The organism is Streptomyces sp. LE64 (assembly GCF_052606915.1).
The window spans coordinates 5,843,608-5,865,956 of the sequence record NZ_CP199708.1 but is presented as its reverse complement, the minus strand read 5'-3'; the positions used below and the strand labels follow the sequence as shown (position 1 = coordinate 5,865,956).

Sequence of the window (22,349 nt, the reverse complement as noted above, 5' to 3'; positions counted from 1 at the left end):
GTCACTTGGCTCCGACCTCGAACAGCAGCCAGATGAAGGCGGCGACCAGGTGGCCGACCGCGACGTAGATGACCAGTCGGATCCAGATGCTCGGCGGCATCTTGTCCTCCATGCGGGGCGTGGAGGTCCGCGGGGCGACCGGAGGCGCCGCGGGGTCGGTGGGGGGTACGGGTTCGGTCATCGGAGGTCTCCCGGGGTGTGGCCGTCCGCCGGGCCGAGGCACAGCGCGGCGGTCGGACTCTGCAACAGGGTGTGCACGAAGAGGAGGTCGGTGCCGTCCTCGTCGGCGGCGCCGATCCGGTGCGGGGTCAGCGAGTCGAAGTGGGCGCTGTCACCGGGGCCGAGGAGGTGGGTGCTGTCCCCGAGCCTGAGCCGCAACCGCCCGGACAGGACGTACAGCCACTCCTCGCCCGGGTGGACCCGCACGATGTCGCCCTGGGTGCCGTACGGCACCCGGACCCGCAGGGCCTGCATCCCCCGGCCGGAGGCGCCGGCCTGCCAGTACGTCCAGCCGCCGGCCCGGGTGGGCTCCATGGTGGCGGCCTGCACCACGGCGTCGCGGTCGACGACCGTTTCGCCGAGCAGCTCGGAGACCGTGGTGCCGTACACCCGGGCGAGCGCCAGCAGCATCGGCAGGGAGGGCTGCCGTCGACCGGTCTCCAGCCGGGACAGGTGCGCCGGGGACAACCCGGCCGCGGCGGCAGCCGTCTCCAGGGTGAGCCCCGCGCCGCGCCGGAGCTCCCGCAGCCGGGGGGCGACGAGGGGGACCTCCGTCTCCGCGGCGGGGGCCGAGGCGGCGGGTGGTTCCTCGGGAGGGACGGACTCTGGGTGGCTCATGCTTCGATTGAGCCAGAAAAATGCCCCTCGGGCAAATTTCTTGCCCGAGGGGTAAAAAACCGGGATCGCGGTCGCTCCACCGCTCAGCGGACGGCCACCGCCTGCTTCACCAGTGTCCTCCCGAAGTCCCACATGAGGCCACCCCCCCGGTGCGCGTCGTCCATCACGGCGGTGAAGGCCGTGACGAAGCGGTCCACGTCCGCCTCGTCCACCACCAGCGGCGGAATCAGTTTGATCACTTCCAGCCGGTCCCCGGACACCTGGGTGAGGATGCGGTGCCGCTGGAGCAGGGGGGCCACCACCATCTGCGCGAACAGGCCCTTGCGGGCGGCCTGGAGCATGGTCCAGCCGCCCCGCAGCTTCAGCGACCGGGGGCGGCCGAACTCGATCCCGATCATCAGTCCCCGGCCCCGCACCTCGCTCAGCAGCTCGTAGCGGTCCACCAGGGCGGCCAGCCGGGAACGCAGCAGCTCCCCGACGGTACGGGCGCGCTCCACCAGGTGCTCGGACTCCAGCACCCAGAGCACCGCGAGCCCCGCCGCCATAGCCTGCGCGTTCGATCCGAAGCTCGCCGAGTGCACCAGGACCCGGTCCATGGAGGCGTACACCTTCTGGAAGATCCAGTCCCGCCCCAGGGTCGCCCCGACCGGGACGTACCCCCCGGACAGGGCCTTCGCCACGCAGATCAGGTCCGGCTCCACCCCGTCCTCGTGCTGGTGGGCGTAGAAGTCCCCGGTCCGGCCCAGCCCGGTCTGCACCTCGTCCGCGATCAGCAGCGCCCGGTGCGCACGCAGCAGCTCCTGGGCGCCCCGTAGGTACCCGGGCGGGGCCTCGTGGACGCCCTTGCCCTGGATCGGCTCCACGATCAGCGCGGCCACGTCGCCGCGCGCCAGCTCCCGGGCGAGCGCATCGAGGTCGCCGAGCGGCACCGCCGTGTCGGGCAGCAGGGGCCCGAAGCCGTCCCGGAAGCCGGACTCCCCGTTGACGGAGAGGGCACCGGCGGTGAGCCCGTGGAAGGCGTGCGTGCAGTACAGCACCCGGGGCCGGCCGGTGGCGCAGCGGGCGAACTTGAGCGCGGTCTCCACCGCCTCCGTGCCGCTGTTGCCGAAGAACACCCGGTCCAGATGGGGGCTGTGGGCGAGCAGGCGTTCCGCGAGCAGCCCCGGCAGCGGCGGACAGTCGAAGCGGGTGAGGTCGGCGAGGGAGGCGTCCAGCACGTCGTGGAGGGCCTTGCGCACCACGGGGTGGTGCCGGCCGACGCCCATCACCCCGAACCCGGCCAGCATGTCCAGGTGGTCGTTGCCGTCCGCGTCCCAGAAGTGCGCGCCCTCGGCCCGTTCGTAGACCTTGTCGAAGCCGATGGTGCGCAGCATGCGGGGAAGCTGGTGGTTGAGGTGGCGGGAGTGCAACGCGTACCGCTCATCGCCGCGTTGGGAGAGCAGTGCGCCGAGGTCGAACGCCTCTCGCGGACGGCCCTCCGTTCCCTCCGTCGCAGGTCCGGGGGGCGGTGCCGTCACGCGCGGTTGCCCGAGACCGTGTCGCGGGCGGCGCGCAGGCTCTCCCTGAGCGATCCCATGGTGGCGAGGACCGCGGTGGGTTCGTAACCGCAGTGGGCCATGCAGTTGGCGCAGCGCGGGTCCTTGCCCCGGCCGTAGGCGTCCCAGTCCGTCTGCTCGACGAGTTCCCGGTAGGTGGGGACGTAACCGTCGCTCATCAGGTAGCAGGGGCGCTGCCAGCCGAAGAGGGAGTAGTTGGGGATCGCCCAGGCGGTGCAGGGGAAGTCGACCCTGCCCTCCAGGAAGTCGAGGAACAGCGGCGAGTGGTTGAGTCGCCAGCGGCGGCGGTTGCCGCCGGCGAACGCCTTCCGGAAGAGTTCGCGGGTCTGTTCCACGCCGAGGAAGTGCTCCTGGTCCGGTGCCTTCTCGTAGGCGTAGGCGGGCGAGATCATCATCTCGTCCACCCCGAGGTCGTCGTTGAGGTAGTTGAGGACCTCGATGACGGTCTGCGGGGTGTCGGTGTTGAAGAAGGTCGAGTTGGTGGTGACCCGGAAGCCGCGCTCCTTGGCCTGCTCGATCGCCGCCACCGCCTCGTCGAACACGCCCTCCTTGGCCACCGACTCGTCGTGACGCTCCCGCAGTCCGTCGATGTGCACGGCGAAGGCGAAGTACGGGGAGGGGGTGAACTTCTCCATCTTCTTGCGCATCAGCAAGGCGTTGGTGCACAGGAAGACGTACTTCTTCCGGGCCACCAACTGGCGCACGATCTCGTCGATGTGCGGGTGCATCAGGGGTTCGCCACCCGCGATGGAGACCATCGGGGCCCCGGATTCCAGGACCGCCCCGACAGCCTGCGCGACCGGCATCCGTTGCTTCAACACCCCTGCCGGGTGCTGGATCTTTCCGCAGCCCTCGCACTTGAGGTTGCAGGCGAAGAGCGGTTCGAGCTCCACGATCAGCGGGAACTTGTCCCGCTTGCGGAGCTTCTGTTCGAAGAGGTAGGTCGCGACCTTGACGGACTGGCGGAGCGGCATGGCCATCTCAGCTCACCTCCGGGGGAGCATCACAGTGCGGTGCCATTCACTGAAGACGGGGAGCACGGCGCGGAGAACGCGGAAAGCCGATATTCCACCGCGCAGGGTGCCGATGCGGACGAGTTCGTGTGCGGGGGCGTCGACGACCACCCGGACGGCCGCAACGGGGCGGGGGCCCGGCCGGGAACCGCTTCCGGGGGCGCGCACGGCGGTGCGCAGGCTCACCGCCGACTCCATGTCCACCGCGATGGCCCCCGTGGTGCGCAGCGCGGCGCGTTCGGCCCCCCGGATGACGTGGTCGGAACCGATCAGCACTCCGGTGTGCACGGTCCGTCCGGGCGACCGTCGCAGCAGCGCCGCGACCAGCGGCCCGGTGCCGGAGCAGCGGACCGAGCCCTGTGCGTCCCGGGTCTCCTCGGCGACCACCAGGTCCCCCGGGCGCATCCCCGGGGCGAGCCCGGCGCAGAAGCCGGTGGCCAGGACCGCCGCGTCGTGCAGGGCGGGGCGCTCCAGGGCCCGGGACAGCGCCCGGGCCGCAGCCCGGGGCCCCATGCCGGTGCGCACCACCGTCGGTTGCGGGGCCGCGGTCGGGCCGTGGGTGCCCAGGCGCAGGGCGAGCCGTTCGATGCCGAGTGCACAGGCGACCAGGAGGGGGACGGCGGTCCCGGGGTCGGTTGGGCCGGCCGACGACCCCGCATCCGGCGGCTCGTCCGGGGCGGGCCGCATCAGCCCGCCTTACCGGTCCGCTCGGCAATGCGTCCGGCCGCCGCCGCGACCAGCGATCGTGCGGTGCGCACCACGGTCGGACGGACCGGGCGGCGGTCCGGGGGACGGGTCCCCGGGCCGGCGGGGGCGGTCCCGGCGGCGGTGCCGCACCCCGGAGCACGGCCCGCGAGCGGGTCCCCGTGCAGGAAGCGCCCGAGCGCGGTCAGCGGGAACACCTGCCGGTACAGGTGGTAGTTGATCGAGAAGTCCCAGGGGAAGCCGGTGCCCGTGTAGTACGGCTCGTCCCAGGAGCCGTCCTCGCATTGGGTCTGCACCAGCCAGGAGACACCGCGCTCGGCGGCCTTGCCGTGGCGTTCCCCCGCGGCGAGCAGCGCCATCAGCGCCCAGGCGGTCTGGGAGGCGGTGGAGGCGCCGCGACCGCCCCAGCCGGGCGCGTCGCGGTAGGAGCGCAGGTCCTCGCCCCATCCGCCGTCCTCGTTCTGCACCGCCTCCAGCCAGGCCACGGCGCGCCGGATCGACGGGTGCGAGCGCGGGAGCCCGGCGGCGACCAGTGCGGGCACCACCGATCCGGTGCCGTACACGTAGTTGACGCCCCAGCGGCCGAACCAGGCGCCGCCGGACTCCTGGGCGGCGAGCAACCAGGCGATCCCGCGGCGGGCGCCCGGCTCCCCCGCCCGGCCCTCGACCGCGAGCATCTCCACCACGTGCGCGGTGACGTCGGCGGACGGCGGATCGATCACCTTGCCGAAGTCGCAGAACGGCAGCCGGTTGGGGAACGGACTGGTGTTGTCCACGTCGAAGGCGCCCCAGCCGCCGTCCCGGGACTGCATGCCGAGGGTCCAGGCGACGCCGCGGGCGACGGCTCCCTCCAGCCGTTCGCGGTCGGGGTGGACCACCCGGCGCAGGGCGAGCACCACCTCGGCGGTGTCGTCGATGTCGGGGTAGGTGTCGTTGTGGAACTCGAACGCCCATCCGCCCGGGGCGAGTCCGGGGCGCCGCACCGACCAGTCCCCGTGCCGGTCGATCTCCTCGCCGAGCATCCACTCGGCGGCCCTGACCAGTTGGGGGTGGTCGCCGGGCACTCCGGCGTCGGCCAGGGCGATGGTGGCCAGGCAGGTGTCCCACACCGGCGACTGACACGCTTCAATCATCCGGGAGCCGTCCGGACGCCACACGGCGAACCGGTCCAGGGAGGCGAGCCCGGCCTTCAGCACGGGGTGGTCCAGGTCGTAGCCCAGCAGGTGCAGGGCGATGATCGAGTAGACCGCGGGCGGCTGGATGCCGCCCCAGCAGCCGTCCCGTTCCTGGCGTTCGATGATCCAGCGGGCCGAGGAGCGCATGGCCGCCGCGCGCAGCGGCCGGGGGGCGATCCGGTGGTAGAGCCGCAGCACCTTGTCGAAGCGTTGGAACACCCCGTCCCAGGAGGTCACCGGCGCCAGCGGGCGGTGCGGGCAGGGGTCGGTCGGATCGGTGTGCAACTCGTCCAGGGGGAAGGGCGCGGGGCGCACCGGTCGCTGGGCGGAGACGACGGCGAGCGGCACGATCGTCTGCCGGGCCCAGCAGCCGAAGTCGTAGATGTTCAGCGGGAACCAGCGGGGGACGTAGATGACCTCCGGGGGCACCTCGGGCAGGTCCTCCCACCGCCACCAGCCGAACAGGGCCAACCAGATGCGGGTGAAGACCCGGGCGGCGGCGATCCCGCCGCGGGACCTGATCCACTCGGCGGCCTGCGCCATGTGGGGTGCGTCGGGGTCGTCGCCCGCGAGCCGGAGGGCCACGTACGCCTCGACGGTGGCGGAGAGGTCACCGGGGCCCTGGTGGAAGGTGGCCCAGGTGCCGTCGCTGCGTTGTTCGCCGCGGACGAAGAGGGCAGCGGCCCGGGTGGTGGCCTCGTCCCGGATGCCGAGGAACTCCCTGAGCAGCAGGTCCTCGGCGTCCATGGTGACGTTCGTCTCCAGGTCCCCCTTCCACCAGCCCTCGGGGCTCTGGAGGGAGAGCAGGAAGTCAGCGGCGCGACGGGTGGCGCGCCGAACGGCTTCGTGGTCGTCGGGCGCGCGGGGGGTCTGCTCGGCGTGTTCGTCGGTCGCCGAGGCCGCGCGGGGCGGTACCGCCCCGTTGCCTCCGTCGGTCCTCGCTGTCATGGCTTCCCCTTCGATGCAGTGTGGATCTTCTGCTGGGTCCGCCGTCGGCCGGCGCCCGGGAGGGCACCGGCCGGCGACCGCGAGTCATATGCTCCGGATGTTGATGGTCATCTCTTTCGTACGACGACGAAGTCGGCGAGCGCCACGAACTGCGCCCGCACCAGGTCGGGCATGTCCACGGAGTCCAGGGCCTCGACGGCGACGGCGTGCTGGCGGCGCGCCTCCTGGGAGGTCCACTCCCGGCCGCCGGCCTGCTCGATGAGGGCGGCACGGGCGGCGAACTCCGCCTCGGAGAAGCTGTCGAAGTCGTTGCTCTTGGCGTCGGCGGCCAGCAGCTCGGCGAGTTGCTCGGAGGCGGGGCCGCCCGCGTCGAGGGCGGCGACCACGGGCAGCGACTTCTTGCGCTGGCGCAGATCGCTCCAGGTCTGCTTGCCGGTGGCCTCCGGGTCGCCCCAGATGCCCAGCAGGTCGTCGATCGCCTGGAAGGCGAGGCCGAGGTGGTGGCCGTACTTCTCCAGGCTGTCGGCGGTGCGGTCGTCGGCGCCGCCGAGCACCGCACCGATGGAGGAGGCGCAGGCCAGCAGGGCGCCGGTCTTGTTGCCCTCCATCTCCAGGCACTCGGCGACGGTGACCCGCTCCCGGTGCTCGTAGGAGATGTCCTGGGCCTGGCCGTCGATGAGGGCGCGGGTGGCGCTGGTGAGCCGGCGGGTGGCGCGACCCGCCTCGACGGTGCCCAGCTCCAGCAGGACCTCGCCGGCGAGGGCGAACAGGGCGTCGCCGACCAGGATCGCCTGGGCCGGACCGTGCACCTTCCACACCGTGTCGCGGTGGCGGCGCTGTTCGTCGCCGTCCATCAGGTCGTCGTGGAGCAGGGAGAAGTTGTGCACCAACTCCACGGCGACCGCACCGGGCACGCCGGTCTCGGGCGGGGCTCCGGCGACCTCGGCGGACAGCAGGGCGAGCGCGGGGCGGACGGCCTTGCCGCCGTCGCTGTCCGCCGGGTTGCCGTGGGCGTCGATCCAACCGAAGTGGTAGGAGGCGACGGTGTCCATGGGCGGGGCGAGGCGATCTACCGCGGCCTTGAGCACGGGGGTCGCCAGGGTTCTGCCCCGCTCCAGCAGCGCGGCCACGTCCACGGCCTCGGCGGACGCTTGGCCCGGGGGCACAGTGGGCACAGTCTCTCCTCTTGTTGCGGTGGTGCCGGGGGCGCGCAGATCGATGGTCATGCCGCCTCCCGGAAGAGATGGTCACGTGGCCGGCCCAGGGCGTGGAGGGCGGCGTCGGCCGCACTGACGCCGCTGCGCACCGCTCCCTCCATCGTGGCCGGCCAGCCGGTGGCGGTCCATGCTCCGGCCAGGAACAACCCGGGTGACCTGGTGCGTGCACCGGGGCGCAGGGCGCCGCTGCCGGGCGCGGGCGTGAAGGTGGCCGTGCGCTCCCTGGTCACGAAGAAGTCGCGGACCTCCGCGCCTCGGGCGGCGGGCAGCAGCCGTTCGAGTTCGGGGAGGTAGCGCTCGCGCAGGACGGCGACCGGCTCGTCGATCTCGTGCTGCACCGCGGACTGGGAGACGGCGAGGTACTGGCCCTCGGTCAGTCCGGAGGCGGCGGTGCGGTCGAACACCCACTGCACGGGCGAGCCCAGGGCCGCGAAGAACGGCCGGCGCAGCACCGTGCGGTCGTAGATCACGTGCAGGTTGAGGATCGGCGAGGTGCCGAGCGCGAGCAGCTTGCCGGGGGCGTCGAGGGCGCCCGGGGGCAGCAGGTCGTGCGTCTCGCGCTGGGGCGCGGCGAGCACGACGGTGTCCGCCGTGATCTCGCCGCCCGGCGCCTTCACCGTCCAACGGCCGTCCGGCGTCGGGGAGATGCCGGCGACCCGGGTGCGCAGTTCGGTGCGCACCCCCGCGGTGTCGAGCGCCTTGCGGGCGAGGGTGTCGTGGAGTTCGCCGAGGGGGACCGAGGCCCAGCCGATGTCGGCGGCGCCCGGTTCCTGGAGCAGCCCGGTCCGGAAGACCATGGCGGCCAGGGCCAGGGACACGTCCCCGGCGACGGCGTTCAGGGTGGCGACGCCGACGAGGTCCCACAGCGCTTCGACGGCGCGCGCCGACTGGCCGTGGCGCGTCAACCAACTGCCGAAGTCCTGGGCGTCCAGGGCGGGGTCGGCGGGGTCGAGGGCCTTGAGGGCGAGCGCCGCCCGGGCGACGGACAGCCGCTCGGCGACCGACAGGTGGGGGTAGGCGGCGAGCGAGCGCGTGAGGTGCAGCGGTACCGGCAGGGCGGATCGGCGCAGGGTGCCCAGCCGCGGGCCCTCGCCGGAAGGGGTGCGCACCCGGCTCGCGGCGTCCACCACGGGGACGGTGAGCCGCTCCTGGACGGGGGCGAGCGCGGTCGCGTCGATCCGGTCGAGGAACCAGCGGTAGGCGGTGCAGCACCGCAGGTACACGTGTTGGCCGTTGTCGACGGTGAGGTCGCCGCGCTGGAAGGAGAAGGCGAGTCCGCCGAGCCGGGGACGCCCCTCCAGCAGGGTCACCCGGACCCCGGCGTCGGCGAGCGAGAGGGCGGTGGTGGTCCCGGCGATGCCGCCGCCGACGACGACGGCGGTGGGCGGCTCCGCGTCCGTGGGCGCCCGCCCGTGGGAACGTGGGTCGGTGGTGGTCACGCGGCTCCCCCGGGGGTGTGGTCCTGGTGCCCCGGGCCGGGGGCGGCGAGTGGTGCCGAGGCCCTCATCAGGCACGCCTCCTGACGGTCCGTCGAGGGCGGTGGCGGGTGTCGAGTCCGGACAGCCCCCGCACGGCCACGTACGCCTTCTCGTGGCCCGGGAGGGAGACCCGGCCGCGCAACACGGCCTGCGGGTCGCGCTCGATGCGGTCGAGGAGTCTGCGGTAGATCCCGGCCATGGCGGCCACGCAGGCTCCGCTGCGGCGGTCGAGCAGCGGCAGCAGCCGGTAGCCCTCGGCGAACAGCGCCCGGGCGCGGCGCACTTCGAAGCGGACGAGCCCCTCGAAGTCGCCGCCTTCGGGCGGGCGGGGCCCGTCGAAGCCGGCGGAGCAGCCGAACTCGGCCAGGTCGTCGGCGGGGAGGTAGACCCGTCCGCCGAGGGCGTCCTCGCGAACGTCCCGGAGGATGTTGGTGAGTTGCAGGGCGAGTCCGAGGGTGTCGGCGTACTCGGGTGCGCGCTCCGCACCGCGGGCACCCGGTTCGGAGCCGAAGATCCCGAGGGAGAGCCGGCCGATGCCGCCGGCGACGCAGCGGCAGTAGACCTTGAGCTCGTCCCAGGTGGCGTAGGTCTCTCCGCGCACGTCCATCAGGACGCCGTCGATGAGCTCGTCCAGGGCGTCCAGGGGGATCGGGAACGCCCGGGCGGTGTGGCTGAGGGCGACCGCCACCGGGTCGGTGTCGTCCTCGGCGACCTCGCCGTCCCGGACCCGGGACAGCACGGTGCGGGTGTCCTCCAGCCGCTTCTGCTTGACGTCCGGGGGGAGGTCGCCGTCGCCGATGTCGTCCACCCGCCGGGAGAAGGCGTACAGCGCGGACATGGCGCGGCGCTTCGCGGTCGGCAACAGGCGGATGCCGTAGGCGAAGTTGCGGGCCTGTTGCCCGGTGACGGTCTCGCAGTAGCTGTACGCGGCGAGCACCGGCGCGGATGCGCGCGGCTCTGACTCCACGGCCCGGTTCACCCCTCTCCTCGCAGTGTGGTGGCCACCTCGCGCAGGAGCTGGGCCTTGGTGGGCTTGGGCGGGCCGGGCAGCACGTCGTAGGCCGCGGCGGCGAGGGCGCGGACGGCGGCGCGTCCACCGCCCACGAACCCGGCGAGGAGCAGCCGGAGCCGGCCCTGGACGCTGCCGATCAGGGCGCCGCCCTCGGCGAGGAGCTCGTGGGCACGTTCCGCTTCGTGGGCGACGAGGGCGCGCACCGAGGCACCGGTGGTCGGGGCGGCGAGGTCGGCCTCCCGGACGTGGAAGCGCGCCATGGATTCGGCGGGCAGGTAGATCCGGTCGCGGGCGAGGTCCTCGGCGACGTCCTGGAGGTGTTCGACGATCTGCAGGCCGGTGCACACCGCGTCGGAGCGGCGGACGCGTTCCGGGGTGGTGGTGCCGGTGACGGCGAGGACGAGCCGGCCGACCGGGTTCGCCGACAGTTCGCAGTACGCCAGCAGGTCGTCGTGGGTGGCGTACCGGGTGACCGTCTGGTCCTGCCGGTTGGCGGCGATCAGCCCGAGGAAGGGTTCGGGGTCCAGGCGGTGGCGGTGGACGGTGGGCGACAGGCGCTGGAGCAGCGGGTGGCGGGGGCCGTCGGAGGCGGGGGCGAAGACGCGGCGCAGGTCGGCCTCGAAGGCGTCCAGGAACAGCAGTCGGTCCGCCGCGTCGGCGGGCGCGAGGCCGAGGTGGCGGGCGTCGGCCCCGCCGGGGGCGAGGTCGCCGTCGCCGATGTCGTCGACGAGCCGGGCGTAGCCGTAGAGGGCCATCAGGTCGCCCCGCCAGGCGCGCGGCAGGAAGAAGGGGGCGACCGGGAAGTTCTCGTGCGCGGCCTTGTCCAGGGTGGCGAGCACCACGGGGTCGGCGGGCGCGGGGGCCGCGGCCGGTCCCGGGGGCCGCGGGTCGTCCGCGCGGGCCGCGAGGGCTCCGCTACGGAACGTGCTGTGCATGGGGGTCCTCTCGGCGTCCGTCACCACGCGCCACCCGGTACGGAGACTGCGGAAGCGTCGCGGAGCCGGAGACTTTCCGTAGCCATTGCCGTCACATCTCCGTTCTACACTACCGACCGAAAACATCCCCTTTCGGACACACCGCCCAGGTCAATCATGGTGGAGGCACCGGGGCTTTGACCGCTATCGCCCTAGTTGCCGCGAATCGGTACCGCTACAGCTTACGTTGTACGGCGTCGAAGCACGGGCCGGGGCTCCTCCCCACCCTTCCCCCTGTTCTCTCCCCCCGGCAACGAACCGGCCCCCGCCCGGGTTCCGGAACGGCGGCACGGTTCACGAAGCGTCAGGGCCGCGCCGCGGCACGGGGGTCGCGGCCCGGCGCACGGGGACCCCGCCCGTTGGTTGCGGCGGGGTCCGTGCGCGGCCGGGCTCGGGGCGGGGCCGCTACTTCCCGGTGAACTTCTCGTACTCCTTCAGCACGTCCGCCGTGGGGCCGTCCATCCTCAGCTCGCCGTGTTCCAACCAGATCACCCGGTCGCAGGTGTCCCGGATGGACTTGTTGTTGTGGCTGACCAGGAACACCGTGCCGGCGTCCTTGCGCAGTTCCCGGATGCGGGCCTCGGAGCGCTTCTGGAAGCTGCGGTCACCGGTGGCCAGCGCCTCGTCGATCATCAGGACGTCGTGGTCCTTGGCCGCGGCGATGGAGAAGCGCAGCCGCGCCGCCATGCCCGAGGAGTAGGTGCGCATGGGAAGGGTGATGAAGTCGCCCTTCTCGTTGATCCCGGAGAAGTCCACGATCTCCTGGTACCGGGACCTGATCTGCTCCCGGGACATCCCCATGGCGAGACCACCCAGGATGACGTTCCGCTCTCCGGTGAGATCGTTCATCATCGCCGCGTTCACGCCGAGCAGGGACGGCTGGCCGTCGGTGTAGACCTTGCCGCGCTCGGCGGGCAGCAGCCCCGCGATGGCCCGCAGCAGGGTCGACTTGCCGGAGCCGTTGGAACCGATCAGACCGATCGCCTCGCCCCGGTAGGCGACGAAGGAGACGCCGCGCACGGCGTGCACCTCGCGCACCCCGCGTTCCCTGCCGCGCCGGACGATGCGGCTGAGGGCCGAGGTCGCACTGCCCTTGCCGGTCTTCGCGCCGTTGACGCGGTAGACGATGTGCAACTCGTCGGCGATGACGGTGGGGCGCCGGGCGCCCGTGCTCTGCTCAGCCACGGCCGTACCGCTCCTCCGCCTTCCAGAAGTACACGAAACCACCGACCGCCACCAGCACCGCCCAGCCCAGGGCGACCGCCCAGACGTGCGCGGGCAGGTACGCGGAGCCGTAGTCGTCGATCAGGGCGAACCGCATCAGGTCCATGTACACCGCGGCCGGGTTCCACTGGAGCACGTCCGCGATCCACGCCGGCTGGTCCTCCAGCATGACCGGGAGGGAGAACATCACGCCGGACGCGTACATCCAGGTCCGCATCACGAACGGCATCAGCTGGGCGAGGTCCGGGGTCTTCGCCCCCAGCCGGGCCATGACCAGGGCGAGTCCGGTGTTGAAGAAGAACTGGAGCACCAGCACCGGCACGATCAGCACCCAGGACAGCGTGGGGTAACTGCCGCAGGCGACGACCACCACGAAGACCACCAGCATCGAGAACAGCAGTTGCTGGAGTTGCTGGAGCGCGAAGGAGACCGGCAGCGAGGCCCGGGGGAAGTGCAGTGCCCGCACCAGTCCGATGTTGCCGGAGATCGCCCGGACCCCGGCCATCACGGAGCTCTGGGTGAAGGTGAAGACGAACACCCCCGTCACCAGGAAGGGGATGTACACCTCGCGGTCCATGCCCCGGTCGGCGTTCAGGATCAGCCCGAAGATCAGGAAGTACACCAGCGCGTTCAGCAGCGGCGTGACCACCTGCCAGAGCTGGCCGAGCTTGGCCTGGCTGTACTGGGCGGTGAGCTTGGCCTGGGAGAACGCCAGGATGAAGTGGCGCCGGCCCCAGAGTTGGCGAACGTACGCCACGAGCCCGGGGCGGGCACCGCTCACGGACAGCCCGTGCTTGGCGGCCAGCGCCGCCGGGGAGAGCCCGTCGTCGGGCGACGGGGGCGCACTCACCGCGACACCGCCGTCATGCGTTGTCTCACTCACAAGTGGAAACTTTCGTCTTCAAGAGATGAGCTGCCTGGCCGGACACGGACGGTGCCGGTTGCCCGCCGGGGCCGGGGCACGGCCGGACGTCCTCGGACCCGATTCTCCCTCGGACCCGAACGTGCCGGAATCTCCGGTGGGCGACCCCGGTCGGATCGTTCGCCACACCGTACGCCACCGCGTCGAACGCCGGGGAACCCCGATCGGGCTCCGCCGGGCCGGTGGCCGTTCCGGTCGGTGCCGTGCGGCACCGACCGGAACGTCTCACTTCAGTCTGCTGGAGACCAGGATCGAGACCAGGTGCAGCAGGGTCTGGAGCAGGGCGATGCCGGCGAGGACGGCGACGCCGAGCCGGCTGAAGAACAGGTCCCCGCGGGCCGTGTCCACGATCGCCAGGGCCAGGATCAGCAGCGATGCCTCGATGCCGAGGATCAGCCGGTGGAACTTGAGCGCGGCGGCGGCGCGACGTGCCAGGGCCATGCCGGAGGAGCGGGGCTCCGCCGCCGACTCCCTGACCGGCGGCAGTCCGCCCTGGTGACGGGCCACCCCCACCAGGTCCGTCTCGGCCTTGATCAGGATGGCGCCGAGCGCGGCCAGGGTGCCGAGGAAGGCCCACAACCAGTCGATGCGTCCCGTCCCCCACAGGTCCGCGGCGCGCAGGCCGAAGCCCACCAGTACCGCGGCGTCGGTGAGGTAGGCCCCGACCCGGTCCAGGTAGACCCCGCTGAGCGAGAACTGCTGCCGCCACCGGGCGATCTCGCCGTCCACGCAGTCCAGCAGCAGGTACAGCTGGACCATCACCACGCCGAGCACGGCGCCCGGGATCCCCGGCACCAGCAGGGCCGGGGCCGCGAGCAGTCCGCAGACGGTCATCAGGTACGTGAGCTGGTTGGGGGTGACCCGGGTGTCGACCAGGTACCGGTCCACGCGGAGCGAGACCTCCCGCATGTACAGGCGTCCCGCCCAGTGCTCACCGCTGCGCCGGTCCTTGACCCCCGCGGGGTGCACGACCGGGCGGAGTTCAGCTACCGATGGCCTTGGCATAGTCGGCGTATGCGTCCTTGATCTGGTCGGTGTTGAGGTCGAGGTGTTCGAGGATGGTGTAGCGGCCGGGCCGGGTCTGCGGGGCGAACTCCACGGCCCGGACGAACTCCTCCGTGCTGAAGCCGATCTCCTGCGGCAGCACGGGCAGCCCGTGCCGGCGCAGCACCTCGGCCATCCGCCGGGACTCCTCCTGCGCCCCGCGCAGGTGCATGGCGAACGCGGCGCCCAGGCCGACCTGCTCGCCGTGGCTGGCGGCCCGCTTGGGGTAGAGCAGGTCGAAGGCGTGGTTGATCTCGTGGCAGGCGCCGGAGGCGGGACGGGAGTCGCCCGCGACCGACATGGAGATGCCGGTGAGGACCAGCCCTTCGGCCAGCACCTGGAGGAAGCCGTCGTCGCCGACCCCGCCGGGGTGGCGCAGCACCGCCTCGCCGGCCTGCCGGGCGATCGCCGCGGCCAGTCCGTCGATGGACTCGCCGGTCTCCCGGTGGGCGAGCTCCCAGTCGGCGACGCAGGAGATGTTGGAGACGGCGTCGCCGATGCCGGAGCGGACGAACCGCACGGGGGCCTCGCGGACCACGTCGAGGTCGATGACGACCGCGATCGGGTTCGGGACCCCGTACGAGCCGCGGCCCGCGTCGTTGTCGAGGGTCGCGACCGGCGAACACAGGCCGTCGTGGGCCAGGTTGGTCGCGACCGCCACCAGGGGCAGGCCGACGCGGGCGGCGGCGAACTTGGCGCAGTCGATGATCTTGCCGCCGCCCAGGCCCACCACCGCGTCGTAGCGGCCCTTCTTCATCGCGTCGGCGAGCCTGACCGCGTCGTCCAGCGTGCCGCCGCCGACCGGGAACCACTCGGCGCCGGGGAGCGCGGGCTCCAGCCGCTCCCGCAGCCGGGCGCCGCTGCCACCGCTGATGGCGACGGCGAGCTTGCCCGACGTGGAGATGCGCTGGTCCGCGAGGACCCCCACCAGGTCGTCGAGGGCACCCGCACGGATGTCGACGACCAGCGGCGAGGGGATCAGACGGGTCAGTACTGGCACGCGATCTCACGCCCCTTGGCGAGGTCGTCGTGGTTGTCGATCTCGACCCACTTGACGTCGCCGATGGGGGCCACGTCGACCTTGAAGCCGCGGTTCACCAGCTCCTGGTAGCCGTCCTCGTAGTAGAGGTCGGGGTCGCGCTCGAAGGTGGTCTTCAGGGCGTCGGCCAACTCGGCGGCGGCCTCGCCCTCGATGAGGGTGACGCCGATGTACTCGCCGGTCGCCTCGGCCGGGTCCATCAGCTTGGTGATCCTCTGGACGCCCTTGGCGGGGTCCACGACGACCTTCATCTCCTCGTCCGCGAGCTGCTTCACGGTGTCCAGGGCGAGGATGATCTTCTTGCCGTCGCCGCGGGCGGCCAGCAGGGTCTTCTCGACGGAGACCGGGTGGACGGTGTCGCCGTTGGCGAGGATCACCGAGTGCTGGAGGGCGTCACGGCCGCACCACAGGGAGTAGGCGTTGTTCCACTCCTCGGCCTTGTCGTTGTCGATGAGGGTCAACGTGAGGCCGTACTTGGCCTCCAGGGCCGCCTTGCGCTCGTACACGGCCTCCTTGCGGTACCCGACGATGATCGCGACCTCGGTCAGCCCGATCTCGGCGAAGTTGCCGAGGGTCAGGTCGAGGACCGTGAGGCTGTCCTCCGCGCCCTCGGGACCCACCGGCACCAGCGCCTTGGGGAGCGTGTCGGTGTAGGGACGCAGACGCCGTCCGGCGCCGGCCGCCAGCACGAGGCCGATCATGCGGGTTCTCCTTCATCGTGTACGGCGGGTGCTCCGGAGGAGACCCAGAAGCGGATGCTCTCGGCGAGCACCACGAGTGCCACGGCCACGGCGAGGACCGTGAGCAGGGCGGTGAAACCTGTGTTGCCGAGCAGGGCCGCGGCGAAGGTCACCAGGAGGACCCGGCCCTCCTGCCCCCCGACCGCGCGCACCAGCCAGGTCGGTGGCGCGCCGGTGCCACCGCGGATGCGGTAGACCGTGTCGTAGTGATGGTAGGCGACGGCCGCCACCAGCCCGAATGCGGCGGCCAGGGCCCCGCTCGACCCCGACTGTGCGGCCAGTGCCAGCACGGTGCCGTACTCGGCGGCCCGGAAGAAGGGGGGCACCAGCCAGTCCAGCGCTCCGGTGAGCGGGCGGGCCACGGCGAGGCCCGAGGTGGCCACGTACAGGCAGGCGACGGTGACCGGCGCCCAACCGCCGAAGTCGGTGAGGAGGGCCGCGGCCACCACGGCCGCGCAGCCGAACAGGGCGACCGCGGGCGGAGCGAGGGCCGGCAGCCGGCGGGCGACGCCGCCGAGGGCGGCGGCGAACGCCTCGCCGAGGGGGCCGGTGTCGGTGAGGTCGTGCAGGGCACGGGCGGCCCGCTCGGTGCGGGCGGCCCTGCGGGTGAGCGAGCGCAGCACCCGGCCGGCGGTGGTGTAGCAGGCCGCGAACGCACAGCCCACGAGCAGGACGACCAGGGTGATCCGGGGGGTGGTGACCGCGGTGAGGACGGCGATCAGCGCCCAGCGCTCCCCGATCGGCAGCACGATCATGCGGCGCACCCAGACCGTCCAGCCGACGCTGTCGAGCCGGTCGGAGAGGGCGGCGGTGGGGCTGGTGTTGGCGGTGGCGTCGTGGTTGGCCTCGGTGAAGGAGAAGTCCACCACGTGCCGGCAGGTCTGGAGGACCATCGCGCCGAGCGCGAGCGCCCACACGTCGTCCCCGCCGCGGGCCGCGCCCAGCGCCAGGCCCGCGTAGTAGGCGTACTCCTTGGCCCGGTCGAAGGTGGCGTCGAGCCAGGCCCCGAGCGTGGAGTACTGGAGGGAGTAGCGGGCGAGCTGGCCGTCCGCGCAGTCGAGGACGAACGAGAACAACAGCAGGGCTCCGGCGGCGACGAAGCCGGCCCGGCTGCCGGTGGCCGCGCAGCCCGCGGCGATCAGCGCGGTGATCAGGGAGGCGGTGGTGACCTGGTTGGGGGTCAGTCCGCGACGGGCGGCCCAGCGGGCGACGTGCCGGGAGTAGGGGCTGACCGCGAAGGTGGTGAAGAAGCCGTCCCGGGACTTGACCGCGGTGCGCAACCGGACGTCCTCGTCGTCGACGGCGGCGACCGCCCGGCGGGCCTCGTCGCGGGCCTGCGGGTCGGCGGGCACGACGGCGACGAGGGGGCCGAGCTCGGGGCGGTGGACGGGGGTGCCGCCGGTCTCGACGAGTGCGGCGGCCCGGTCGGGGGCGGGGGTCTCGGGGTCGGGGGCGGTCACCGTGCCGTCCGACGGGGCGTCGGAGGCCGTGGCCGCTCCGCCGTCGGCGGACCCGGGGCGTCCGGTTTCCTCGGCGCCGTCCTGCCCGGTCCCCGGCCCGCCGGCGCGCACCGCGCGCTCCAGGGCCGACCGGGCGGCCCGCTGCGCGGTGACGGCGCCGGGGACGGCGGCGGCGTCGAAGCGCGGGTCGGTGAGGGCCAGCCTCAGTGCGTGGACGTGGCCCACGAAGCGGCTGTCCACGAGGGCCACGCGCCGTCCCGCGGGTACGGCGTCGAGCAGGGCTGGGACGTCGGAGGCGTCCTCGGCGACCCGCACGTCGAAGCCGAGGCCCCGCAGATCGTCTTCGAGCGACGATCCCGGGACCGGCCGGCCGGTGAGGATGGCGGTCGACAGCGGACTCACTCCCTGGGTTCCGACACGCGCTGACGCCGGGCGTGTGCATGGGTGGGGGCGCGCCCCGGGACCGGGGTCGGCCGGGCGGCACGTCGGCAGAGGCTATCGGATGCGTACCCATGGGCGTTCACCACCCGTTCGGGGGCCGATCGGCGGGCTCCGCCGTCCCCTCGCCACCGCGATCATCATTGTTGATCAGGGGCCCTTAGCACAAACGGCCGAGGACGAGTGGTGCGCCGGCGCACCGGCGACCGGAAGGGCGTACCGACGCCGCGGTCGCTTCCGCGGAGCGCGGACGACTGCCTCCTCGAAGCTCCGCGCGGAGCGCACAGGTCGCATGCGCCGGAGCACGGTCGGCCCGGCTCAGCCCCGGCGCACGGGGGCGCTCGCAGCAGCTTCCACCTCTCTGACCAGGCTCTCGTTTCCGCAGGTCAGAGCAGATGACAACGGTGTTCAGTGCCGTGTTGCCGGATACCCCCCACCCGTAGTTGACTGGCAGTGCCAGGAGCGCCACCGGAGCACCGACCACTGCTGCGAGAGGATGGGTTTTCATGGGGGCAGGGCACGATCACGGGCATGCGCACGGCGCACCCCTCACGGGCACCGCGGCCGCCGCGTACAAGGGACGACTACGGATCGCGCTGTCCATCACCCTGACGGTGTTGGTGATGGAGGTCATCGGCGGCGTCGTCACCGGCTCGCTCGCGCTCGTCGCCGACGCTGCCCACATGGCGACCGACGCCGTGGGGCTCGGGATGGCCCTGCTAGCGATCCACTTCGCGAACCGCCCGCCCAGCACCAACCGCACCTTCGGCCTGGCCCGCGCCGAGATCCTCGCGGCGCTCGCCAACTGTCTGCTCCTGCTCGGCGTCGGCGGCTACGTGCTCTACGAGGCGATCGAGCGGTTCGTCACCCCGACCGAGACCCAGGGCGGGCTGACCGCGGTCTTCGGTCTGGTCGGCCTGGTCGCCAACCTCGTGTCGCTGTCCCTGTTGATGCGCGGGCAGAAGGAGAGCCTCAATGTGCGGGGCGCCTTCCTGGAGGTGCTCTCGGACGCCCTCGGCTCGCTCGCGGTGGTCGTTTCCGCGCTGGTCGTCATGGGCACCGGCTGGCAGGCCGCCGACCCGATCGCCTCGCTGCTCATCGGCCTCATGATCATTCCGCGCACCGTGAAGCTGTTGCGCGAGACCCTGAACGTGCTGCTGGAGTCGGCACCCAAGGACGTCGACATGAACGAGGTGCGGTCCCACATGCTGGCGCTGAAGGGCGTCGAGGAGGTCCACGACCTGCACGCCTGGACGATCACCTCGGGGATGCCCGTGCTGTCCGCGCACGTGGTGGTCGACGAGGAGTGCCTGGAGCGGGCGGGGCACGAGCGGGTGCTGCACGCCTTGCAGGAGTGCCTCGGCGACCACTTCGACGTGGCGCACTGCACCTTCCAGCTGGAGCCGAGCGGTCACGCCGCGCACGAGCGGGTCTGCCACTGAAGCCCACCGTCCGGGCGGGGCCTCCCGGACGGTGGCCTCCGCGCAGGTCATCGCACTATCGTTCCTCGAACAGGTGCGCAAGGCGGGGTCGGGGTGTTTTCCGATCAGAGGTGGGAAGCGAGTCGGGTAGCCGATGGCCCCGGGCGTCCAGAGCAGTGGCACGACGCGAGCGGGCGGCCGCTCCGCGGCGCGCGGCGGAGACCGCCGATGCCGGAAGTGTCGGTGTTGTGCGGCAGACTTGACGTGCGAGGACCGAAGCGAAGGATGGGTATGTCGATCACACCTGCGACCGCGGAGCACACCGTGCCGGGCGCCACAGCCGAAGCGATCATGCTGGAACTGGTCGACGAGGACGGCGTCACCATCGGCACCGCCGAGAAGCTCTCCGCCCACCGGGCTCCGGGCCGGCTGCACCGCGCGTTCTCCGTGTTCCTCTTCGACGAGCAGGGGCGGCTGCTGCTCCAGCAGCGCGCACTGGGCAAGTACCACTCCCCCGGCGTCTGGTCGAACACCTGCTGCGGCCACCCCTACCCGGGCGAGGCCCCCTTCGCCGCGGCGGCCCGTCGCACCTTCGAGGAGCTCGGCGTCTCCCCGTCCCTGCTCGCCGAGGCGGGCACGGTCCGGTACAACCACCCGGACCCCGCCTCGGGGCTGGTGGAACAGGAGTTCAACCACCTTTTCGTGGGCATGGTGCAGGCGACCCCGCGGCCGGACGGGACCGAGGTCGGGGACACCGCCTTCGTCACCGCGGAGGAACTGCTGGCGCGCCACGGGAAGGACCCCTTCTCGGCGTGGTTCATGACCGTGCTGGACGCCGCACGGCCCGCCATCAGGGAGCTGACGGGTCCCGCCGCCGGCTGGTGACCGTCCCGACCGTGCACGAGGCGTGGCCCGGATCCCCGAGGGGATCCGGGCCACACCTCGTCTTCCCCTCCCCGCGCGGTCAGTGGTGCGCGACGGCGCGGGGGACGAGCGGCAGGGCGGACCAGATGACCTTCCCGCCGCCCGGCGTCTGCTCGACGTCGCACACCCCGCCGACCTCCCTGGTCACCTCGCGCACCAGGAGCAGGCCCCGGCCGCCGGTCTGCCCGTGGTCGGCCTCCAGGGCGGTCGGACGGTAGGGGTGGTTGTCCTCCACCGACACCCGCACCCATTCGGCCCCGACCGCGAGCTCCACGGAGAGCAGCGGTGACAGCAGGGCCGCGTGCTTGACCGCGTTGGTGGCCAGCTCCGAGACGATCAGCAGGAGCCCGTGGAGGACCTCCTCGGCCAACGGAACCCGCTGGCGCAGCAGCAGGTCGCGCACGGCACGGCGGGCGCGGGGCACCGAGGCGTCCGCCGCGGGGGCCTGGAGGCGCCAGACCCCCTCGTAGGGCAGGGGGTCGACGACGCCAGGGGGTACCTGGTGGCCGACTCCGGAAGGAGGTCCGGAATCCCACCCGCCGCTGTCCATCGTCCGCTCTCCGCCCTTGCGCTCGGTTGTCTCCACATACCGAGTGTTGGGAACGCGCGGACCCTTCTCGGAGAACTGACCAGAAGTCAGCACGTATCGATGCATTGTGACCGAACGCGCATGGGGCCCGCCGGCCGCGACGACTACTCGTGAATCGATTTGTCGCGTTCGGACACTCTCCCGTTCTTCGGGTTGTACGCGATCCTCAGTGGGTAGGGGTTCCGCGCGGGCCGGTCGGGGGCTTCGGCTCCTCCGGTCCGACCAGGGCGTCCGTGACCAGCCCGACGATCTGGCGCCCGCCGAGGCCGGTGGCGATCAGCCCGAGCCCGTCGAAGAGCAGCGCCAGCGAGAAGAAGCAGCCGATGACGTACACGCTGCTGCTGGGCCACTCCGCGAGGACCAACACCCCCAGAAGCACCCCCAGGGCTCCCTGCACCAGCGCCCAGCCGAGCTGGGGACCCCGCGCCACCAGGGCTCCGACCAGCCGGAACAGCCCTCCGGCCAGGAACAGCAGCGCGGCGAACATGGTGAGCGTCGCCGCCGCCACGTCCGGGCGGCGCAGGATCACGATGCCCGCCGCGAGGTACAGCGCGGCGATGAGCACCGCGGGCCAGAAGTAGCTCTCGTGTCGCGCCTGGACCGCGTGCACCAGGCCGACCACCCCGCCGATCAGCAGCAGCCAACCGAACAGCAGCATCGAGGTGAGGGTCGCCACGCCGACGTACACCAGCCCGACCACACCGGCCACGACCAGCAGCAGGCCGAGCACCACAAGACCCGTGAACCCCCGGCGCAGCTTCTTGGCCTCGGTACGGGGCGTACTCATGGGCGCCTCCCGGAACGGCACGACCCCCACTGATGATCGTACGTTCACGCGCGGCGGATAGCATCCGGCGCATGGAGCCTCAGTTGCCGTACGGCGTGACCGACGGGGTGGCGACGATCGTCATCTGCCAGCCCGCGAAGCGCAACGCCATGACCGAGGAGATGTGGCAGTCGCTGCCGCCGATCCTCGACGAGCTCGCCGCCGACCCCGCCGTCCGGGCCCTGGTCCTGACCGGTGCCGGCGGAACGTTCTGCGCGGGCGCGGACATCTCCACCCTCAGCGGGCCCCCCGGCACGGCCGAGGCCACCCAGGCCCTGGCCGTGCGCGCCGAGGAGGCCCTCGCCGCCTTCCCCAAGCCGACGCTGGCCGTGGTCAGGGGGCACTGCGTGGGCGGCGGCTGCCAGCTCGCCGTCGCCTGTGACCTGCGGTTCGCCGACGAGGAGGCCCTGTTCGGGGTGACGCCCGCGAACCTGGGCATCGTCTACGCCGAGTCGTCCACCCGGCGACTGGTGTCCCTGGTGGGGCCGGCGACGGCGAAGTACCTGCTGTTCTCGGGCGAGTTGATCGACGCCGCCCGGGCACTGCGCACCGGCCTGGTGGACGAGGTGCTGCCGGCCGACGCGCTGGACGAGCGGGTCGCCGCGTTCACCGCGCTGCTCACCACCCGCTCGCAGCTCACCCAGGCGGCGGCCAAGGACTTCGCGGCGGGCCGTACCGACCGGGCCGAGCAGTGGGCGGCGCTCGCCCGCGGCAGCGGCGAGACCGCCGAGGGCGTCGCCGCCTTCCTCGACAACCGGCCGCCCCGGTTCCCCTGGCCGCCGCAGCCCGCGGAGTAGGCCCGCGGCG

21 protein-coding genes are annotated in these 22,349 nt (G+C 72.6%); 3 read left to right on the top strand and 18 right to left on the bottom strand.

Features of this window, described 5'->3' with window-relative positions; translation table 11 throughout:
* Position 1: 1 nt before the first annotated feature.
* From ACSMX9_RS26205 to ACSMX9_RS26130, 16 genes are all read right to left on the bottom strand, one after another.
* The gene (locus ACSMX9_RS26205) at positions 2–181 is read right to left on the bottom strand and encodes a DUF6126 family protein (protein WP_351244123.1); all 180 of its coding nucleotides are present in this window, start codon (positions 179–181) and stop codon (positions 2–4) included.
* Entirely contained in the window at positions 178–837 is a 660-nt protein-coding gene (locus ACSMX9_RS26200; protein WP_445397549.1) for a helix-turn-helix domain-containing protein, read from the bottom strand. Before ACSMX9_RS26200 ends, ACSMX9_RS26205 begins: the two co-directional genes overlap by 4 nt.
* Positions 838–920: 83 nt before the next feature.
* Positions 921–2,354 carry an aspartate aminotransferase family protein gene (locus ACSMX9_RS26195; RefSeq protein ID WP_445397547.1) on the bottom strand — a complete coding sequence of 478 codons (1,434 nt, stop codon included), beginning with the start codon at positions 2,352–2,354 and terminating at the stop codon, positions 921–923.
* Entirely contained in the window at positions 2,351–3,373 is a 1,023-nt protein-coding gene (gene hpnH, locus ACSMX9_RS26190; protein WP_445397545.1) for an adenosyl-hopene transferase HpnH, read from the bottom strand. Before hpnH ends, ACSMX9_RS26195 begins: the two co-directional genes overlap by 4 nt.
* Before the next feature lie 6 nt (positions 3,374–3,379).
* A complete protein-coding gene (locus tag ACSMX9_RS26185; protein WP_445397543.1) occupies positions 3,380–4,093 on the bottom strand; it encodes a phosphorylase family protein in 714 nt (237 codons plus the stop codon).
* Positions 4,093–6,234: a squalene--hopene cyclase gene (shc, locus tag ACSMX9_RS26180; RefSeq protein WP_445397541.1), complete on the bottom strand. Its 2,142-nt coding sequence runs from the start codon at positions 6,232–6,234 to the stop codon at positions 4,093–4,095. Before shc ends, ACSMX9_RS26185 begins: the two co-directional genes overlap by 1 nt.
* A gap of 107 nt (positions 6,235–6,341) precedes the next feature.
* Positions 6,342–7,460 carry a polyprenyl synthetase family protein gene (locus tag ACSMX9_RS26175; RefSeq protein WP_445397539.1) on the bottom strand — a complete coding sequence of 373 codons (1,119 nt, stop codon included), beginning with the start codon at positions 7,458–7,460 and terminating at the stop codon, positions 6,342–6,344.
* Positions 7,457–8,890: a hydroxysqualene dehydroxylase HpnE gene (gene hpnE / locus ACSMX9_RS26170; RefSeq protein ID WP_445397537.1), complete on the bottom strand. Its 1,434-nt coding sequence runs from the start codon at positions 8,888–8,890 to the stop codon at positions 7,457–7,459. The genes ACSMX9_RS26175 and hpnE overlap by 4 nt, the downstream gene beginning before the upstream one ends.
* A gap of 67 nt (positions 8,891–8,957) precedes the next feature.
* Positions 8,958–9,908, bottom strand: a complete 951-nt coding sequence (gene hpnD, locus ACSMX9_RS26165) for a presqualene diphosphate synthase HpnD (protein WP_445397535.1) — start codon at positions 9,906–9,908, stop codon at positions 8,958–8,960.
* Positions 9,905–10,876: a squalene synthase HpnC gene (gene hpnC, locus ACSMX9_RS26160; RefSeq protein ID WP_445397533.1), complete on the bottom strand. Its 972-nt coding sequence runs from the start codon at positions 10,874–10,876 to the stop codon at positions 9,905–9,907. Before hpnC ends, hpnD begins: the two co-directional genes overlap by 4 nt.
* A gap of 444 nt (positions 10,877–11,320) precedes the next feature.
* On the bottom strand, positions 11,321–12,100 hold the full coding sequence (locus ACSMX9_RS26155) for an ABC transporter ATP-binding protein (RefSeq protein ID WP_445397531.1): 780 nt from the start codon (positions 12,098–12,100) through the stop codon (positions 11,321–11,323).
* Entirely contained in the window at positions 12,093–13,022 is a 930-nt protein-coding gene (locus ACSMX9_RS26150; protein ID WP_445397529.1) for an ABC transporter permease, read from the bottom strand. Before ACSMX9_RS26150 ends, ACSMX9_RS26155 begins: the two co-directional genes overlap by 8 nt.
* Positions 13,023–13,286: 264 nt before the next feature.
* Positions 13,287–14,066: a CDP-alcohol phosphatidyltransferase family protein gene (locus ACSMX9_RS26145; RefSeq protein ID WP_445397527.1), complete on the bottom strand. Its 780-nt coding sequence runs from the start codon at positions 14,064–14,066 to the stop codon at positions 13,287–13,289.
* Entirely contained in the window at positions 14,044–15,105 is a 1,062-nt protein-coding gene (locus ACSMX9_RS26140; RefSeq protein ID WP_445397525.1) for an iron-containing alcohol dehydrogenase family protein, read from the bottom strand. Before ACSMX9_RS26140 ends, ACSMX9_RS26145 begins: the two co-directional genes overlap by 23 nt.
* Positions 15,093–15,845 carry a phosphocholine cytidylyltransferase family protein gene (locus ACSMX9_RS26135; RefSeq protein WP_445397523.1) on the bottom strand — a complete coding sequence of 251 codons (753 nt, stop codon included), beginning with the start codon at positions 15,843–15,845 and terminating at the stop codon, positions 15,093–15,095. Before ACSMX9_RS26135 ends, ACSMX9_RS26140 begins: the two co-directional genes overlap by 13 nt.
* Positions 15,842–17,737 (bottom strand): DUF5941 domain-containing protein, encoded by a 1,896-nt coding sequence (locus ACSMX9_RS26130; RefSeq protein WP_445403103.1) that lies wholly within the window; start codon positions 17,735–17,737, stop codon positions 15,842–15,844. Before ACSMX9_RS26130 ends, ACSMX9_RS26135 begins: the two co-directional genes overlap by 4 nt.
* 551 nt (positions 17,738–18,288) lie before the next feature.
* Between ACSMX9_RS26130 and ACSMX9_RS26125 the strand changes: the two genes are divergently transcribed.
* A complete protein-coding gene (locus tag ACSMX9_RS26125; RefSeq protein ID WP_445397521.1) occupies positions 18,289–19,224 on the top strand; it encodes a cation diffusion facilitator family transporter in 936 nt (311 codons plus the stop codon).
* A 270-nt stretch (positions 19,225–19,494) separates the two neighbouring features.
* A complete protein-coding gene (idi, locus tag ACSMX9_RS26120; protein WP_366113460.1) occupies positions 19,495–20,088 on the top strand; it encodes an isopentenyl-diphosphate Delta-isomerase in 594 nt (197 codons plus the stop codon).
* Positions 20,089–20,167: 79 nt separating this feature from the next.
* Here idi and ACSMX9_RS26115 read toward each other — a convergent pair whose 3' ends face one another.
* Together ACSMX9_RS26115 and ACSMX9_RS26110 are read right to left on the bottom strand one after the other, a co-directional pair.
* Positions 20,168–20,677: an ATP-binding protein gene (locus ACSMX9_RS26115; RefSeq protein ID WP_445403102.1), complete on the bottom strand. Its 510-nt coding sequence runs from the start codon at positions 20,675–20,677 to the stop codon at positions 20,168–20,170.
* Positions 20,678–20,882: 205 nt separating this feature from the next.
* The gene (locus tag ACSMX9_RS26110; protein WP_445397519.1) at positions 20,883–21,503 is read right to left on the bottom strand and encodes an HdeD family acid-resistance protein; all 621 of its coding nucleotides are present in this window, start codon (positions 21,501–21,503) and stop codon (positions 20,883–20,885) included.
* A 71-nt stretch (positions 21,504–21,574) separates the two neighbouring features.
* On the opposite strand from ACSMX9_RS26110, the gene ACSMX9_RS26105 reads away from it, so the two are divergent.
* On the top strand, positions 21,575–22,339 hold the full coding sequence (locus ACSMX9_RS26105; protein WP_445397517.1) for an enoyl-CoA hydratase/isomerase family protein: 765 nt from the start codon (positions 21,575–21,577) through the stop codon (positions 22,337–22,339).
* The last annotated feature ends 10 nt before the right edge of the window (positions 22,340–22,349 follow it).